Source organism: Actinosynnema sp. NPDC050436 (assembly GCF_040655415.1).
GTDB lineage: Bacteria > Actinomycetota > Actinomycetes > Mycobacteriales > Pseudonocardiaceae > Actinosynnema.
The window spans coordinates 411768-429176 of sequence record NZ_JBFAJV010000004.1 but is presented as its reverse complement, the minus strand read 5'-3'; the positions used below and the strand labels follow the sequence as shown (position 1 = coordinate 429176).

Here is a 17409-nt window from a genome sequence, read left to right as displayed (position 1 = left end):
CTTCAGGCGACCTTCCCGGTGTAGTCCCGCCACGCCCAGGCCAGCGTGCGGCGGGCCAGCACGGCCAGGGCGTGCGTGCGGTACGCGGCCGACCCGCGCACGTCGTCGATCGGGCTCGCGGCCCGCGCGGCCAGCTCGCCGAACCGGCGGGTGACCGAGTCCGGCAGCGGCGTCGGCGACTCCCAGCGGCCGGTCGCGGTCAGCTCGCCGGACAGGAACTCCTCCGCCGCCGGGGCCCGGCGCGGGGTCGGCGCGGCGCTGCCCACGGCCGCCCCGACCCGGCCGGCACCGGGGTGCAGGGAGATGGCGAAGGAGCACACCGCGATCACCATCGCGTTGCGCGTGCCCACCTTGGCGAACTGCTGCGGTGCCCCGGTCTCGGGCAGGTGGACGGCCGCGACCAGCTCGTCGGGCTCCAGCGCGTTGCGCTTCGCGCCGAGGTAGAACGCGGTGGCCGGGATCATCCGCGCGCCGCGCGCCGACACCGCCTCGACCACGGCGTCCGACGCCAGCAGCACCGGGTGGGTGTCGCCGGCGGGGGAGGCCGCGCCGAGGTTGCCCCCGACCGTGCCCCGGTTGCGGATCTGCGGCGAGCCGACCGTGCGGGACGCCATCGCCAGTCCGGGCAGGCGGTCGCCCAGCTCGGTGATCACCCGGCTGTAGGGCACGCCCGCGCCGAGGCGCACCACGCCGGCCGACACCGACCACTCGCGCAGCTCCGCGATCCGGGTCAGGTCCAGCAGCGCGTCCGGCCGGCGGTGGTCGAAGTTCAGCTCCACCATCACGTCCGTGCCGCCCGCGACGGGCACGGCCGAGGGGCGCTCCGCCTTGAGCGCCAGCGCCTCGGCGAGGGTGTCGGGCCGCAGGAAGTCCATCAGCCGCCCCGATAGGTGGAGTACGCGAACGGGGACAGCAGCAGCGGCACGTGGTGGTGCTCGCCGGGCTCGGTGACCCGGAAGTCCGGCACCACCTCCGGGAAGAACGGCGCCACCCCGCCGGTGTCGAACACCAGCCGGTGAACCCCGGCGGTGTCCGAGGGCCACCCGGTGATCCGGCCGTCCGGTCCGGTGACGGCCTCCGCGACGGTCGCACCGCCGTGCTCCAGGCGCACCCGGACCCCGACTGCGGGCCGGCCCCGCGCCGCGTCGAGGACGTGCGTGCTGATCGTCATCGGCCCCTCCCGGCGGGCCGGCGGGCGCGACTGGTCCGGTGACCCCGTTGTGCGGCCCGGTGCACGGACCGGGCCGCCTGATCGGCTACGGCGGTGGCGCATGGGACCCAGGCTCCTACGAAGAGTCGATCTGTGCCCTCCTACGAACACGATCGGACGAAGATGAGCCGCCCGCACGGCGTGGGCGGTTGTACCCGCAAGTCGCTGCCTGCCGGGCCGGCGGCGGGACTGCCGGACGTCGGCCCGGCGGGCCTCACCACCCCCGTCGACCCGGCGGAACCCACCGCTCCCCCTGCCCTGTACGCGGCCCCGCCACCGGGGTGATACTGGGTCGGTGGCCTCCACCCCGTCGGCCAACCTCGCGTTGTTCGCGGTCGCCGCGCTCGCGCCGTCCGCGATCTGCTGGGCCGCGCTCCGCGTCCCCCGCCTGGTGCGCCGGCTGCGCCGCCCGCCCGTCGTGGCGCGGGCGCTGCCCGTCGAGCGGCTGGCCGCCGACCTGAGACGGGTGCACCGGGCGCTGGCCGACGTCCGGCCCGGCACGCCGTACGCCCGCCGGGCGGGGGCGCGGCAGGCGTACGACGACTTGTTGGCGCAGGCGTGCGCGGCGGTGGGCGTGGCGCACCGGCTGGACGACGTCCCCGAGGGCCTCGACCGCGAGATCGAGCGCCTCCGCGTCGAGGAGTCGTTGCGGCGAGCCGGTCTGGCGATCCCCTGACCCCGCGCGGTGCCGCGCCGCTCCGGCGACGTCCGCCTACTCCCGGCACTTCTTGCCGCTGTTGATGCAGTCCACCACGCGCTGCATGATCTCGTCGGACATCACGTTGGCGAAGTCGTCGTGGTCGGAGAAGGGGTTGTGCTTCTCCTCCGGGAACGCGTCGACCGCGTACCGGCCGGCGACCTGGACGTCGCGCGGGATGTCGTAGGTCAGGCTGATCCGGAGCTGCGGCACCGCCTGGAAACCCCTGGGGCACCGGCCGTCCTGGTCCGGGTAGACGATGTGGTCGCGGTGGTTGGCGCTGTCGGTGTTCCGGCCGTCCCAGCAGCTCGCGAAGTCGTGCACGCGCTTGACCTTGCTGCCCTGCGGGCAGATCGGGTACTTGTTCATCAGCACCTTGTCCTCGAAACCCGTGCAGGTCCACGAGTTCCGGGCGTTGCGGGTGCCGTTGGTCGACACCTTGGCGTCGCCGTAGAGCACGCGCAGGAACCGGGGCATCGCGGTGACCTCGCCGACCGGGCTGCCCCGGAAGGAGAGGTCCACGGCGGCGGGGCGCTGGATGTCGCCCTCGTTGCCGGGCAGCTCGTTCTCGTCGCTCGTGCTCTTGCCGTCGCCCTTCTCCGGCGCGTCCGGCTCGGCCTCCTTCTGCGCCTCGGCCACCTTGGCGTCCTCGGCGTCGCCGTCCTTGATCGTGCAGGGGGCGAGCCGTTGCAGCCCGCGCGGTCGCCGCGACACCCGGTCGATGGCGTCGACGATCCGTCCGATGGTGGCCGAACGCTTGTCGCGCAGCGGTTTCAACACCTGCTCGTTGACCGCTCGCGGGTCGTCGACGTCGATGGACCTGAGCTTGGTGTTCGCCTCGGCGACCTGGTCCTTGAGGGCCTTGAGGTTGCGGTCGACCTCGGCGCGCGCCTGGCGCGGGACGTCGCGCAGCTTGCGCTTCACGTCCGGGCACTCCACCTCGGCGTTCGCGGGCGTGCCGGGCTCCTCGCCCTCGCCGTCGGCGTCGATCCGCACGACGGGCCAGAAGTACGTGGACTGGTCGCCGTTCTTGCAGGTGGTCTCGCCCTCGGCCAGGCTCTCGTCGGTCGAGTCCGCGTCCGTGGTCACGTTGCCCACGTAGTCGTGCAGGTGCTGGGCGCCGTTGCGGACACCGGGCTGCGCGATGAAGTTGTCCGGGTTGAAGTGCCCGTTCTCGTTGCGACCGCAGTCGACGCCGAACGTCCCGGTCGTCGCGCCCCGTCCGGGCCTGGGCACCGTGACGTTGCGGCCCTGCTTGGTGATGTCGACGAACAGGGACTTGTCGGCCCCGTCCGCCTGGGCCGTGCCCTGGTCGCCGGTGGTGGAGATCCCGACCGCCAGGCCGGTCGCCACCGCCAGTCCGGCGAGCCCGGCCGTGAGCTTGGTGCGCCGGGAGAACCGGTGCCGCCCCTGGTTCCGCGTCATGGATGTGTCACCTCGTCGTAGGTACGCGCCTGAACTGCCAACCCCGACCGCCGGTGGGCGTCGGACACCGGGGCATACGTGCCACTCCCGTTCCGCGACCTGGCCGTTACCTGTTCGTTATCTCGTGCCACCCCTGACTTCGGCGTCCACCCGGCCGAAGGGAGCGCACGACACGACCCCTGGTGGCCGTGTCGATCTGTGACACTCGGATCACACCGAGTGCGCAGGGGAGGAACTCGCGTGACCAAGGGCGGGGAGAACGTGGTGTCCGGCACGGCGCAGGGGCCTGTGGTGCAGGCGGGCAGCGTCGGGGAGGTGCACTTCCACGGCGAGCGGCACCGCCCACCGGTGCCCTACCAGCTCCCACCCGCACCGAGGCTGTTCACCAGCCGCCGCCGGGAGCTCGCTGACCTCGACGGCTGGCTGGCCGCCGACGAACCCCTGGTGGCCGTGGTGAGCGGACCCGGCGGAGTCGGCAAGACGTCGCTCGCCCTGCGGTGGCTGCACCGCACCAAGGCCCGGTTCCCCGACGGCCAGCTCTACGCGGACCTCGGCGCGCACACCCCCGAGGGACCCGCCGTCCCGGAGGAGGTCCTGGAGTGGTTCCTGCTCGCGCTCGGCGTGCCCGGCACCGACATCCCGTCCGGCCTGGCTCGAAGACAGGCCCTGTTCCGGTCGCTCACCGCCGACCGCGCGATGTCGCTGCTGCTGGACAACGCGGTCTCGGCGGCCCAAGTGCGGTCGCTGCTGCCCACGTCGACGCGCAGCGCGGTGGTGGCCACCAGCCGGTGGCGGCTCGGCGGTCTCGCCGTCGACGGGGCCCGGTTCGTGGAGGTCGAGTCGTTCGACTTGAACTCGTCGCTGGAGCTGCTGGAGCGCGCGGTCGGGCAGCGGGTCGCCTCGGAACCCGACGCGGCCCGGGAGCTGGCCCACCTGTGCGGCGGCCTGCCGATCGCGCTGTCCGTCGTCGGGGCGAGGCTGTCCACGAACCCGAGGCGCACGCTGTCGAAGGAGGTCGGCTCGCTGCGGACCGAACGGCTCGCCGGGTTGGCGCTGGTCGACGACGTCTCGGTGGAGGCGGTGCTCGACCTATCGTACGTCGACCTGCCGCCGGGGCACGCGAAGGTCTACCGCCTATGCGCGCTGCACCCCGGCCACTCCTTCGGCGTCCAAGCCGCCGCAGCGGCGGCCGGTGAACCCCCGCGCGAGGTGGAGGCGGTCCTGGCCGACCTGGTGGAGAAGAACCTGGTGGCGGAGGTGGCCGACGAGCGGTTCCGGTTCCACGACCTGTTGCGCCTGCACGCCCGTCGCCACGCGGACCGGGACTCCGCCGCGCAGCGCAACGCCGCGTCCCGGCGGGTGGTCGAGTGGTACCTCGACCGGCTGGTCGACGCGGACCTGGCGCTGCGGCCCACCCGGCACCGAGTCGGTCCGCGCTACCGGGTCGGCGCCGTCGCGTCGGCCGGCCCGCGCGCCGCGCTGGAGTGGCTGGAGCACGAGCGGGCCAACGTCCGGGACGCCTGCCGGGTCGCCGCCGAGCTGGGCTGGGACGACCTGGTGTGGCAGTTCTGCGAGGCGCTGTGGGGGTTCTACCTGCACGCCCGGCACACCGACGATTGGTTCGCCCTGCACGCGCTGGGCGTCCCGGCGACGGTCCGCCTCGGCGACCGCGAGGCGGAGGCGAAGCTGCGCGCGCAGCTGACCTACTCCTACGGCTCGCTGGGGTACTTCGCCGACGAGGAACGGGAAGGGGCGCGCGCGTTGGAGATCGCCGAGCAGGACGGCGACCAGCAGGGCGTCGCGGTGGCGCTCACCGAACTCGGCGGCGTCGCCCAGGGCGCGGGCGACCTGCCGCTGGCGCTGCGCCGGCTCACCGGGGCGCGGGACGTCCGCCGGCGGATCGGCCCGCGCCGCGCCGAGGCGCTGTGCGGGCGGCGGATCGGCGAGGTGCTCGCCGACCTCGGCCGCGTCGCCGAGGGACTGGCCGAGCTGGCCTCGGCGGCCGAGCTGATGGCGTTCGCCGGCGACCACGTCGGGCAGGCCAGGTGCCTGATGTCCACGGGTGGCGTGCACCTGCGCCGGGGTGACCCGGCACGGGCCGCGAGCCACCTGGAGTCGGCGCTGGACGTGGTCCGCCGGGTGGGCTCGCCGTTCTACGAGGCCGAGATCGCCGCGCTGCTCGGGGAGGCCGCCGAGGGTGTCGGCGACCTCCCCGCCGCCCGCCGGCACTACGCGCGGGCCCTCGGGCTGCTCGACATCGGGAACCCGAGGGCCGCCACGATCACCTCCCGGCTGGCCGCCCTGGACCGCTGACCGCCCTCGACCGGCCCGCACACCGGCCCCTCGACCGGCACGTCGACCAGCACGTCGGCCAGTGCGAGCCGGGCTGGCGCGGCGCGACCCGGCTCCCCGACCACCACCTGCTCCCACCGGCCCGCACCGGTGGCGAGGAGCAGGCGGTGCAGCCCCGCACCCAGCCCGTCCACGACCAGCACCGCCACCGGCCACGCCATCACAGCGGCTCCGGGCGCAGCGGCTGCGGCAGGGGCACCCGCTCGGTGACCGCCGGGGTGTCCGGCTCGGGCAGGTCCATCAGCCGGTACATCGTGGCGCGCAGCGCGGCGGCGGCCCCGCCCCGCCGCGACGACACCAGGTCCGCGATGCCCGCGCCCCCGCGCGCCACGAGTTGCGGTGCGACGGCCCGATCGGGGTCCAGCTCGGCGGACCTCCCGCGTACCGCGTCGGCGAGGCTGCCCCGGCGGACGTTGCCCTCCGGGAACGACGCCAACGTGACCGGGACGCCGATCGCGGACGCATACTGCGTGGTGGAACCGTGGTCGCCCAGCAGGTGGTCGCTCGCCACCAGCATCGCGCGCCACCCCTCCTCCGGCGGCACGACCAGCAGCCCGGCCTGGATGCAGTCGTGCAGCCAGGCCCGGACCTGCCAGCGCCCGTGGACGCTCCACGCGTTGGGGTGCAGCACCAGCCCGACCCGGTCGTCGGGGAACTCGTCGAGCAGGGCGCGGCACAGCCGGAACTGCCGCCCGAACGTCGAGTCGGGCGTCCAGGTGGAGCTGACCGTGATCAACCGATGGCCGTCGGGCACGCCCAGCGCGGCCCGGTAGCGGTCCCGCGCCGGCAGGCTCGCCACCATCCGGTCCAGGCAGGGGTCGCCCACCACGACGGCCGCGTGCACCGCCTCGGGGCAGGACGACCGCAACGCCACTAGCTCGTCGTCGTGGGTGAGGCCGATCGCGGCGGGCAGCACCCGCCCGCGCCGGGTCAGCGACTCGCGGCTCAGCCCGGCGTGCGGCAGGCCCTTCGGGCCCGCGTGCCTGCTGAACTTCCGCGACGCGAGGTGCCCCGCCCCGTGCGGCAGCAGCAGCACCGGCCCGCGCGCCTGGTCCAGGTCGTTGTAGCCGGCCGCCAGCACCAGGTCGAACTCGTGGTTCACCGCCTGCTGCCACGGCACCGTGGCCGCCTCCTGCTGCCGGACGAGGTCCTCGGTGCCCTGCCACCACCGGCCGGTGTCGGTCACCGAGAACACCACCTGGACGCGGGGGTCGTTGCGCAGCAGCGGCACGACGTCCGCGATCAGCCGGATGCCCGCCGCCGGGTGCGGCACCATGACCAGCACCGTCCGGCGGATCGGCACGGTGACCCGCCGGTCGGCGTCCGGCCCGATGGGCCCTCGGACCCAGTGCCCGCTCACGCCGCCGCCTCGAACGCGGGGCCGAGGTCCCGGGGGTCGCCCGACGAGCAGTCGTACACGGGCACGCCGAGGTCCGGCAGGTCGCGGAAGGCCCGGTGCGGCGTCATCAGGACCACCAGGTCGGCGTCTCGGACGTCGGGGGAGCCCTTGCCGGTCAACGACGTCCCGTCCGACAGCGTCAGCTCCGGCACGTACGGGTCGTGGTACTCGACGGCGGCCTCCCGCCGCAGCTCCTCCAGCACCGCGACCGACGCGGACTGCCGCACGTTGGGCGTGTCCGGCTTGTAGGTCACGCCCAGGACCAACACCCGGGCCCCGCGCAACGACCGCCCGGCGGAGTGCAGCGCCTCCCGCAACCGGTGCACGGTGTGCGCGGGCTGCGCCTCGTTCACCGCGAGCGCCGCGTCCACCAGCGGGCTGAGCATCCCGCGCCGCCGCGCCGCGCCGGCGAAGAACCGCGCCGACACCGGCACGCAATCACCACCCGCACCGGCGCTGGGCTGGTGCCGCAGGAACCCGAACGGCTTGGTCCCGGCCGCCCGCAGCACCTCCGCGACGTCCACGCCGTAGGCCCGGCACAGCGCCCCGAGCTCGTTGACCAGCGAGATGTTGACCAGTCGGAACGTGTTCTCGAAGATCTTGGTGACCTCGGCGGCGCACGTCGTGGCCACCTCGACCACCTCACCGGTCATGGCCGACAGGAACCGGGTCGCGCGCTGCGCGCACCGCCTGGTGTGCCCACCGACCACGCGCGGCAGCGACGCGAACCCGTGCGCCCGGTTGCCCGGGTCGATCCGCACGGGCGCACAGGCGAGGTGGAAGTCCCACCCCGCCCGCAGCCCGCTGACCCGTTCCAGCACCGGGGCCAGCGACTGGGCGACCGTGCCCGGCGGGCAGGTGCTCTGCACGAGCACCAGGTCACCCACCCGCAACACCTCGCCGACCGCGCGGCAGGCGGACGTCAGCGGACCCAGGTCAACACCCCCGAACCGGTTCGGCGGCGTCGGCAGGCACAGCACGTGCACCCCGGCCGGCGGCACCCCGTCCGCCGCGTCGCGCACCACCAGTCGGCCACCGGCCAGCGCGGTCCTCACGGCGTCGTCCGGCACAGTGCCCAGCCCGCACCCCGGTCGGATGGCGGCCAGCGCACGCACCCGATCGGCGGAGCTGTCCACCCCCACCACCCGGAGTCCCGCCCCCGCCGCGGCGAGGGCGGTCGGCAAACCGGTGAACCCCAACCCCACGACCACTGCATCGACAGCATTCACAGCAACCCTCCACGCCGCCCACTCCCGAGCCCCTCCCGGTGGTGCGGCCTTCCCGAGTCTTCGATCCCGGCTTGTCGTCCACCGTTCAACCGGCTGCCGGTCCGGCTCGTCCCGTGCTCAGCGGGGTTGTGAAGATCACTTCTCCCGCAGATCGGCCCGGAAGCGCCGGCCGAAGGTGGGACTGTGGTTTCAGGGGCCTTTCAGGTTGCTTTCGAAGCGGTTACCCGCTCGTAATGGGCCGACTGGACCACTCCTTGTTACAGCGCTGTATCGGAAAGTGACGAACCGCTGGTTCGGGTAGCTACCGCCCGGCACACTCTGAACCGAATCATCGCGTCCGGTGAGGGGTGGCGCTGGTGACAACGTATTTCAAGATCCTCGGCCGGACCCAGGTTCGGCTGGACGGCGCATTCATCGATGATTGGGGCGCACTCAAAGAGCGCGGAGTGCTCGCCGTGCTGTTGCTCAACCTCGGCCGAGTCGTTCCGGCCCGCATTTTGGCGGAATGGGTGTGGCCGGTCGACAAGGCACCGAGAGATCCTGCCGCGACGCTGTCCACCTATTCGACCCGAATACGCAACGCCCTCAAGCGGCTGAGCCTTCCGGGAGAGCTCAAGGCGGAAGACGGCGGCTACCGGTTCCTGGCCGATCCGGCGACCGTCGACTACCACGCCTTCCAGCAGTCGGTGCGGGACGCCCGCCGGCTGGGCCGGGCGGGGGAGCACGAGCGGGCCTGCGGGATCATGGAGGCGGCGCTGCGCCTGTGGGAGGAGCGGCCGTTGGCCGACCTCGACACCGACCGCGCCGAGAACTGGCGGAGGGTGGCGATCCGCGACGAGTGGCTCTCCGCCAACGACGGCCTGCTCTACGGGCTTTACAAGCGCGGTGAGTTCGACGAGATGCTGCGGGTCGCCAAGTCCGCCCAGTTCGAGCACGACGGTGACGTGCTCCTGGCCAAGCGCCGGCTCCAAGCGCTCTACTCGTTGCGGCGAAGCGAGGAAGGCGTCCAGTACTTCTACGACTTCTACCGCCGCGCCAAGGCCGAGGACCGGCCTGAGCAGGCCGACGAGCTGCGGAGGTTCCACGACGGCCTGGCGCACGCCGACGCGGCACCACCGTCCGGCATCCCGGCCGACGGCGTGCTCTCGCCCCGGAACCTGCCCTACGACGTCGACGGGTTCACCGGCCACCGGGACCTGCTCACCCGGTTGGACTGCCTGGTGCCCACACCGCCGAAGCCGCGCCTGGTGGCGCTGGACGGCCCGCCGGGCGTCGGGAAAACGGCCCTGGCGGTGCACTGGGCGCACCGCGTGGCCGACCGGTTCCCGCACGGCGTCTGGTTCGTGAACCTCAACGGCTACGGCGACGGTGCCGTCGTCACCGACGAGGAGGTGGTCAGCCGCCTCCTCGAAGCGCTCGGGGTGTCCGCAGACTGCCTGCCGACCGCCGACGCGCGTCGCCGCAAGCTGGCCGACGTGCTGTCCGGCCGGCGGTTGCTGTTGGTCCTCGACAACGCTGTCGACGGGCGGCACGTGCACGACCTGCTGCCGCTGCTGTCCGGCTCCTTCGTGGTGGTGACCAGCCGGATGCGGCTGAGCGACCTGAGCGTGCGGCACGGCGCGCACTGCCTCACGGTCACACCGCTGCAACCCGGGCTCGCCGTCACCTGGCTGTGCGACCGCCTCGGCTCGCGGGCGGACGTGGAACCCGGCGCGGTGGCCGAGCTGGCCTCCCTGGCCTGCGGGCTGCCGCTGGCCCTCGGCATCATCGGCGAGTACGTTGCGGCGCAGCCCGGCAAATCGCTGCGCGAATTCGTGGCCCGGCTGCGCGAACGCGGGGCGGTGCTGGGCCTGGGGTCCAACGGGACGCAGGCGATCCAGTCGCTGCGCGCCGTGTTCGACTGCTCCTACCGGGCCCTCCGGCCGGAGGTGCGCAGGCTGTTCCGGCTGCTCGGCATCTACCCGGGCCTGGCCTTCCAGCACGGCGTCGCGGCGGCGCTGACCGGGCTGCGGGACGTCGAGGTGCACGACCTGCTCGAAGCACTCGTGTGGGCGAGGCTGCTGGAAGCGCGCGAAGGTGACCGCTACGCGTTTCACGACCTGGTGCGGACTTACGCCGCGGAGCGGGTGGAGGACGACGAGGACCCCGACGAGCGTGCCCGAGCCGCCCGCCGGATGGTCGACTGGTTCCTGCACAGCTGCAACAACGTGGACCGCCTTGTATTCACCTCGCGGCTGAGCGTGCCGATGTCCGAACTCTCCGCCGGCGTGACGCCGCTGACCTTCGCCGACGCGGAGAGCGCCGTGGACTGGTCGGTGCGCGAGCGCGGCGAACTGGTGGCCGTGGTCGACTTCGCCGGCGCGAACGGGTTCGACGAGCACCTCTGGCGGCTGATCAACTGCATCGGCGAGGTGATGATGCGCCTGGGGTTCAAGGACGAGGTCCTGCGGAACACGGGCGTTGCGGTCCGGGCCGCGCGATCGGTGGGCGACCGGTTCGCCGAGGCAGGGTCGCTGTGCAACCTCGGGTTGGCCCACGCGCGGTTCTACGACTACGACGAGGCGGAACGCTGCTACCGGGCGGCACACGGGATCTTCGTCGAACTGGACCACCGGATCGGCCTGGCGACGGTGCTGCGCAACATGGGGGAGCGGCGCGGCGCGATCGGGGACACCCCGGGCGCGCTGGACTACCTGGAACTGGCCCTGGACATCGCCCGGGAGGAGGGCGACCCCGATGCGGAGGCCGGCATCCTCCAGCGGATGGGCGAGGCGCTGCGGCTGGGCGACCGCCTGGGGGAGGCCATCGCCAAGTTCCACCTGGGCTGGATGCTCCGCGAGCGCATCGGCGACATCGGCGGCATCGGCGTGTCCCTGGCGTCGCTCGCCGCGACGCACCACCAGCAGGGCGACCACTTCGGCGCGTTGAGCTTCGCCCACCAGGCGATGGTGATGTTGCGGCAGGCCAGGGACTTCGCGCTCGAAGGCCAGGCGAGCACCACGTTGGCCGCCGTGCACCGCGACCTCGACGACCTGGAGAAGGCGGAGTTCCACGCCACGCGCGCGATCACGCTGACCCGGCAGGCGCAGGACCCGAAGCGGCAGGCCGGCGCGCAGGACGTGCTCGGCCAGGTGCTCTGGCGCCAGGGCAGGCACCGGGAAGCGCGGGAGTGCTGGAGCCTCGCCCTCGGCCTGTACGCGGGTCTCGGCGATTCGAGGGCGGATGGCATCCGGGCGCAGCTCGCGGAGTGGGCGGAGCCCGACGTGCCGCCTGGGAGGAGCGCCAGCGAGGTCTCGGACGGGTCATCCGTAGGCGGGTCTTGACTACTCTCCTCATGCTTTTTCACTCGATCGGGTGGCAAAGTTCTCCTCACCCGTGCATGGGGTAGCTCGGAAGTAATGAAGCCAAAGACTGGGAGTAGGGCCGCTGCGCCCACTGTCGGACCGGCCTGCGATCATGCGCGACGTGCTATTGATCACTGAGAGCGAGCGAGTTCCACTTCGACGCGCCGTCCGAGCGGCGGTCGTAGCCGCAGCAGTCCCCCTGCTGCTGACCGCGATGGCCGCGCAAGCAGGCGCAGCCACCGCGGCCGGCGGATCGAGCAGTGCAGGCGCGGCCTTTGCAGAGGCCGCGCTGCGCACCGCTTCGATGTTGTGGGGCTGATTGCCCGCTGAATTCCCGGCCAACCACCGGCATTAAACAGACCAACCCCTACGAACACGGCACCTGGTTCCGCTCGGCGCTCGTCCGCGCGGAACCTGGTGCCTTTCTCGTGTTCGGTTCCAGCATGGTGGCGCGATGGGACCGCCGGCAAGGCGACGCGCCATGGTGGTCACACTTACGGGTTGTCCGATAGCCACTCCACGTGGAATTTTCAGCTCACTCGTATTCCGGTCCTGATTCCTGGCGAGGTGCACTACCCGGGTATTCGTGGTGTTGGGGAAGGGTCTTTGCGACCGGATGGGCGGCGAGGTGCATTACCACCGGGCGCAGTGGTATCACCGGCTTCGGGACGGGGCCGTCTCGATTGCCGGATGGGGGTTCCCGGTCGAGCGGGGAGGGCGGAACACTCGCGCCACGGACAACCGTAAGGAGTTGGCATGGCTCGCATGTCCGGTGTGCTGGCCGTGGTGGTCGTCGGGCTCTCGCTCGTCGTCGCCGCGCCCGCCGCCGCCGAGGGCTCGCGCTCGTTGCCCACCGAGTACCGGCTGCCCGACGGGTTCCGGCCCGAGGGGATCGCCATCGGCGGGTCGCCCACCGCCTACCTCGGGTCGCTCGCGGACGGGGACCTGTACCGGCTCGACCTCCGGACCGGGCGGGGCGAGGTGTTCAGCCAGGGGCCCGGGACGCCCTCGGTGGGGTTGAAGGTCGACCGGCGCGGGCGGCTGTTCGTGGCCGGCGGGGCGGGGGGTGATGCCCGGGTCGTGGACGCGGGAAATGGAGCAATCCTCAAGTCCTACGAATTCGCCGAGTCCGGTGCCTTCGTCAACGACGTCGTGATCACCGACGACGCCGCCTACTTCACCGACTCCAGCAGGGCGCTGCTCTACAAGATCGCCTTCGGGCGGCACGGCGCGCTGCCCGACACGTTCACGCCGGTGCCGTTGACCGGCGATTTCGTGCTCACCCCGGGTTTCAACGCGAACGGCATCGCCGAGACGCCCGACCGGAAAGCCCTGCTCGTGGTGCAGAGCAGCACCGGACAACTGCACCGGGTGGTCGACGGGGTCTCGAAGATCGTCGACCTGGGCGGCGAGGTGCTCACCGCCGGTGACGGGCTGCTGGTGCGCGGCCGGACCCTGCACGTCGTGCAGAACCAGCTCAACACGGTCGCCGTCTTCACCCTCGACAGGGCCGGGACCAGCGGAAAGCTCGTGACGAAGATCACCGACCCCCGGTTCGACGTACCGACCACGGTCGCCGCGTTCGGCAACCGGCTGTACCTGCCCAACGCCCGGTTCGGCACGCCGCCGACGCCCACGACTGCCTATAACGTGATCGCCACGCCCAACAGGTGAAACACGGGGGGCCGATGAGTGCAAAGTTCACATCGACCCCCTGTTCGGGGCGTCACTCGACTGGGTAGCCTCACCGTTGCGTCGCGCGAGTGATCGCTGTCTCTTCGTAATGATGATCTTCTAGTGTTACCGTTCCGTGGCCGATCGGGTGAAGAAGAGGCAGCGCTCCTAGTGCTGCGCTGACCAGGCGGACTAGTTGTCGAGGCTGCGGAGCACTGTGAAGCAGAAGAACAAGGCGGAGACCAACCAGAAGACGATCCGCTCACGGCTCACCGGCGTGGTGGTGGTCCCGAGCGTCGTTCTGCTGGTGATGTGGTTGGCGTTCTCGTCTTACACCGTGTTCGACGGCTTCTACACCCGTGCCGTCGCGGTCAGCGTCAAGGACGCCTCGATCCCCGCCGTCAACGCCTTCGTCGCCCTCCAGCGGGAGCGCCAGCTCGCGATGACCGCGCTGAGCCAGAAGAACCCCGACCTGGACCCGCTGCACGACCAGCAGCGCGTGGTGGACGAGACCACCGGCACCATGCGCGCCGCGTTCGACGCCGTCTCCGGCAACGCCCCCGACGAGGTCAACGCCCGCATCTCCGACCTGAACGCGCTGCTGGGCGAGCTGCCGCAGCGCCGCGCCGGCATCGAGTCCGGCAAGACCGACAAGGCCGCCGTCTACAAGTACTACAACAGCGTGGTCGACGCGGGCACCGCGCTGTTCGGCACCCAGGCCCGGGTCGTCCCCGACTCGGTGGCCTCCCAGGGCGGCCTCAACGCGACCGACCTGTTCCGGGCCGCCGACTGGATGTCGCGCGCCTCCTCGATCGCCTCCGGCGCGCTCACGTCGGGCCGGCCCAGCTCCGAGGACCTGCTGGAGTTCGTCCGGCTGGTCGGCTCCTACCACTCCCAGCTCACCACCACCACGCCGTACGCCGACGAGCGGGTCCGCCGCGACTACCGGTCACTGACCGAGTCCGACACCTGGCGCCGGCTCACCGCCCTGGAGAACGAGCTGATCTCCTCGCCCGACGCGTCCGTCGCGCTGGAGGAGTGGCAGTCCGCCGCCGGCCCGGTCTCCGAGCGCCTGGTCGACCTCGCCACCAAGCAGGCGGGCAGCGCGTCGGACATCGGCCTGGAACGCGGCAACACCCGGTTCGTCACCGTGCTGATCGGCGCGCTGGTCGCGCTGGTCGTGGTGCTCGGCGGCATCGTGTTCGCGGTCCGCATCTCCAACCGGCTGGTCAACCGGGCGCTGATCACCCGGCTGGCCGCGCTGAAGAAGGACTCGCTGAACCTGGCGCACGAGCGGCTGCCCGACATCGTCGACCGGCTGCGCGAGGGCAAGCACGTCGACGTCGAGGTCGAGGTGCCGCCGCTGGACTACGGCAGCGACGAGATCGGCCAGGTGGCCGACGCGTTCAACGCCGCCCAGTACACCGCCGTCGCCGCCGCCGTGAAGGAGAGCCAGGCGCGCGAGGGCGTCAACCGGGTCTTCCTCGACATCGCGCACCGCAACCAGGGCCTGGTGCACCGCCAGCTCAAGATCCTGGACAAGCTGGAGCGCGAGGAGGAGAACCCCGAGCAGCTCGACGCGCTGTTCCAGCTCGACCACCTCGCCACCCGCGCCCGCCGCAACGCCGAGAACCTGATCATCCTCGCGGGCGAGCAGCCGGGGCGGCAGTGGCGCAAGCCGGTGCGGCTGCTGGACGTGCTGCGCGCGGCCGTGGCGGAGACCGAGCAGTACGTCCGGGTCAAGGTGAACCCGGTGCCGGAGACCGCGCTGGTGGGCGCGGCCGTCGCGGACACCATCCACCTGGTGGCCGAGCTGGTGGACAACGCGACCGCGTTCTCCTCGCCGCGCTCCCAGGTGCAGGTGCACGCGAGCGAGGTGCCCCAGGGCATCGTGGTGGAGATCGAGGACCACGGCCTGGGCATCAACCCCGAGGACCGCGAGCAGCACAACGCGATGCTCGCCGATCCACCCGAGTTCGACGCCATGCGGTTGCGCGGCGAGTCCCGGCTGGGCCTGTTCGTGGTCGCCCGGTTGGCGGCGCGGCGCGGCATCCACGTCGAGCTGCGCGATTCGCCGTACGGCGGCACGCTGGCCCTGGTGCTCATCCCGTCCTCGATCGTGGCGGGGCCGAACTCCGCCGTCGAGCCGGCGGAGACCCGGGAGCTGCCGCGCCGCACCTTCCCAGACGACCACGTGATCCCGGAGCAGGGCGACGACTCAGTGCGAGACGCCAGGTTTCCCGATACTTCCCGAGACCTGGAAGGGTTCTGGGCACAGGCCGAGGCCGCGGCCAACCAGCATTCCGTTCCAGCGGACGACCGACTGAGCGACGAGGCGGACCTGCCGCAGCACAGCGGCGACCTCCACCTCCCGCAGCGCAAGCGGACCACCGACTGGCCGGCCGACGAGCCGGCCGCCGAGAGCGCCGACCGGCCGGAGCTGCCGCGCCGGCGCAGACAGCAGAACCTGGCGCCGCAGTTGGTGCGCAACGATTTCCACCCCACGCCCGAACCGCTCGCCGAGGTCGACGTCGAGCAGTCCGCCGAACGGGTCCGCCAGGGCCTGTCGGCGTTCCAGCGGGGCACCGAGGACGCCCGACGCTCAGATGACGCACTGGAACCCTGACCAGAGCAGCAGTGCCGGACGACTGGAAACCGGAAAGGCAACGGCGATGAACGACATGACCAGCCAGCACAACGAACTCAACTGGTTGTTGGAGGACCTGGTCGGCCGCGTGGTGGGTGCTCGGCACGCGGTGGTGCTGTCCGCGGACGGTCTGCTGCTCGGCCGCTCACCCGGACTGTCCAAGGACGACTCGGACCACCTGTCGGCCATGGCGTCGGCCTTCCAGAGCCTCGCCCGGGGCACCGGGCGGCACTTCGGCGGCGGCGCGGTGCGCCAGACCATCGTCGAGATGGAGCACGCCTACCTCTTCGTCACGGCGGCGGGCCACGGCGCGTGCCTGGCCGTCCTGGGCGAGGAGGACTCCGACATGGGGATGATCGCCTACGAGATGAACATGCTCGTGAAGCGGGTCGGCACCTACCTCTCCTCGGCACCGCGCGGGACGTCGTCCGCCTTGCCCACGGCGCGCAGGTCGTCGTGATGGCCGGCCGCGAGGACTGGTGGTACGACGAGGCGGCGGGCCCGCTGGTCCGCCCGTACGCGATGGTGCGCGGCCGGACCCGTCCGCTGCGGCCGGAGCTGCACCTGGTGACCCAGGTGCGCGCGATGCCGTCCCCGGCGGACCCGGACGCGCTGTCCGTGGAGCACCTTGAGATCATGGAGCTGTGCCGGCGACCGCTGTCGGTGGCGGAGGTCGCGGCGTACCTGGACGTACCGCTGGTGGTCGTCAAGGTGCTGCTGAGCGACCTCATCCAGCGCGGCGACGTCGTCATCCGAGACCCTTCCCGTGTCCCGCAAGTGCCGGACCGGAACCTGTTGCAGGCAGTGCTGGATGGTGTCCGTGGAATCTGAGCGACCGGGTGGGGAACTGCTCGTACCCACCCCAGTCAAGATCGTCATCGCCGGCGGCTTCGGCACCGGCAAGACGACGATGGTCAACTCGGTCAGCGAGATCCCGCCGCTGCACACCGAGGAGCTGTTGACCGAGGCGGGCGTCGGCGTGGACGACGTGCTGGGCCTGGAGCAGAAGGAGACCACCACGGTCGCCCTCGACTTCGGGCGCATCACGATCAACTCCGAGGTGGTGCTGTACCTGTTCGGCACGCCCGGCCAGAACCGGTTCTGGTTCATGTGGGACGAACTGGCCTACGGCGCGATCGGCGCGGTGATCCTGGTGGACACCCGCCGGCTGGACTCCAGCTTCCCGTCGATCGACTTCTTCGAGCGCCGGGGCATCCCGTTCGTGATCGCGGTGAACTGCTTCGAGGGCGCGCACGCCTACGAGGTGGCCGAGGTCCGCCGGGCGCTGGACGTGGACGAGGCGATCCCGCTGCTGCTGTGCGACGCGCGGGACCGGGAGTCGGCCAAGACGGTCCTGGTGAGCCTGATCCAGCACACCATGGACCGCCTGGACGCGATGGCCTGACCGCGCACGCGGGTGTGATCGCCTCCG

General features: G+C 72.1%; 15 protein-coding genes. 9 read left to right on the top strand and 6 right to left on the bottom strand.

The genetic code is table 11. The features are described 5' to 3' along the window. Positions 1 to 2 precede the first annotated feature (2 nt). Together AB0I60_RS14370 and AB0I60_RS14365 are read right to left on the bottom strand one after the other, a co-directional pair. Positions 3 to 875, bottom strand: a complete 873-nt coding sequence (locus AB0I60_RS14370) for an FAD binding domain-containing protein (protein ID WP_360729458.1) — start codon at positions 873 to 875, stop codon at positions 3 to 5. Further along, positions 875 to 1171, bottom strand: a complete 297-nt coding sequence (locus tag AB0I60_RS14365; RefSeq protein WP_360729455.1) for a hydroxyisourate hydrolase — start codon at positions 1169 to 1171, stop codon at positions 875 to 877. The genes AB0I60_RS14370 and AB0I60_RS14365 overlap by 1 nt, the downstream gene beginning before the upstream one ends. A 162-nt stretch (positions 1172 to 1333) precedes the next feature. Between AB0I60_RS14365 and AB0I60_RS14360 the strand changes: the two genes are divergently transcribed. After that, positions 1334 to 1495 carry a hypothetical protein gene (locus AB0I60_RS14360; protein ID WP_360729452.1) on the top strand — a complete coding sequence of 54 codons (162 nt, stop codon included), beginning with the start codon at positions 1334 to 1336 and terminating at the stop codon, positions 1493 to 1495. A 10-nt stretch (positions 1496 to 1505) separates the two neighbouring features. Next, positions 1506 to 1886 carry a hypothetical protein gene (locus tag AB0I60_RS14355; RefSeq protein ID WP_360729449.1) on the top strand — a complete coding sequence of 127 codons (381 nt, stop codon included), beginning with the start codon at positions 1506 to 1508 and terminating at the stop codon, positions 1884 to 1886. A 36-nt stretch (positions 1887 to 1922) separates the two neighbouring features. On the opposite strand, the gene AB0I60_RS14350 is transcribed toward AB0I60_RS14355, so the two are convergent. Continuing rightward, the gene (locus AB0I60_RS14350) at positions 1923 to 3332 is read right to left on the bottom strand and encodes a DUF1996 domain-containing protein (protein ID WP_360729447.1); all 1410 of its coding nucleotides are present in this window, start codon (positions 3330 to 3332) and stop codon (positions 1923 to 1925) included. Positions 3333 to 3572: 240 nt separating this feature from the next. Between AB0I60_RS14350 and AB0I60_RS14345 the strand changes: the two genes are divergently transcribed. Beyond that, a complete protein-coding gene (locus tag AB0I60_RS14345) occupies positions 3573 to 5645 on the top strand; it encodes a tetratricopeptide repeat protein (RefSeq protein ID WP_360729444.1) in 2073 nt (690 codons plus the stop codon). Here AB0I60_RS14345 and AB0I60_RS14340 read toward each other — a convergent pair. From AB0I60_RS14340 to AB0I60_RS14330, 3 genes are read right to left on the bottom strand one after another with little or no spacing between them, the layout of a single operon-like run. Continuing rightward, entirely contained in the window at positions 5561 to 5845 is a 285-nt protein-coding gene (locus AB0I60_RS14340; protein WP_360729442.1) for a hypothetical protein, read from the bottom strand. The two genes, AB0I60_RS14345 and AB0I60_RS14340, sit on opposite strands and share 85 nt — an antisense overlap. Further along, positions 5845 to 7044: a hypothetical protein gene (locus AB0I60_RS14335; protein ID WP_360729439.1), complete on the bottom strand. Its 1200-nt coding sequence runs from the start codon at positions 7042 to 7044 to the stop codon at positions 5845 to 5847. Before AB0I60_RS14335 ends, AB0I60_RS14340 begins: the two co-directional genes overlap by 1 nt. Continuing rightward, positions 7041 to 8312, bottom strand: coding sequence for a nucleotide sugar dehydrogenase (locus AB0I60_RS14330; RefSeq protein WP_360729437.1), 1272 nt, complete (start codon positions 8310 to 8312; stop codon positions 7041 to 7043). The genes AB0I60_RS14335 and AB0I60_RS14330 overlap by 4 nt, the downstream gene beginning before the upstream one ends. A 356-nt stretch (positions 8313 to 8668) precedes the next feature. Between AB0I60_RS14330 and AB0I60_RS14325 the strand changes: the two genes are divergently transcribed. The 6 genes from AB0I60_RS14325 (at position 8669) to AB0I60_RS14300 (ending at position 17382) form a co-directional block, all read left to right on the top strand. Continuing rightward, entirely contained in the window at positions 8669 to 11635 is a 2967-nt protein-coding gene (locus AB0I60_RS14325; protein ID WP_360729434.1) for a tetratricopeptide repeat protein, read from the top strand. Positions 11636 to 12412: 777 nt separating this feature from the next. Continuing rightward, complete coding sequence (locus AB0I60_RS14320; protein ID WP_360729431.1) at positions 12413 to 13330, top strand: superoxide dismutase; 918 nt, start codon at positions 12413 to 12415, stop codon at positions 13328 to 13330. Positions 13331 to 13547: 217 nt separating this feature from the next. Then, positions 13548 to 15956 (top strand): sensor histidine kinase, encoded by a 2409-nt coding sequence (locus AB0I60_RS14315; RefSeq protein ID WP_360729430.1) that lies wholly within the window; start codon positions 13548 to 13550, stop codon positions 15954 to 15956. Positions 15957 to 16002: 46 nt separating this feature from the next. Further along, a complete protein-coding gene (locus AB0I60_RS14310) occupies positions 16003 to 16437 on the top strand; it encodes a roadblock/LC7 domain-containing protein (protein ID WP_360729428.1) in 435 nt (144 codons plus the stop codon). Next, positions 16437 to 16808, top strand: coding sequence for a DUF742 domain-containing protein (locus AB0I60_RS14305; protein WP_121007672.1), 372 nt, complete (start codon positions 16437 to 16439; stop codon positions 16806 to 16808). Before AB0I60_RS14310 ends, AB0I60_RS14305 begins: the two co-directional genes overlap by 1 nt. Further along, positions 16789 to 17382, top strand: a complete 594-nt coding sequence (locus tag AB0I60_RS14300) for an ATP/GTP-binding protein (protein WP_360729426.1) — start codon at positions 16789 to 16791, stop codon at positions 17380 to 17382. Before AB0I60_RS14305 ends, AB0I60_RS14300 begins: the two co-directional genes overlap by 20 nt. Positions 17383 to 17409: the final 27 nt, after the last annotated feature.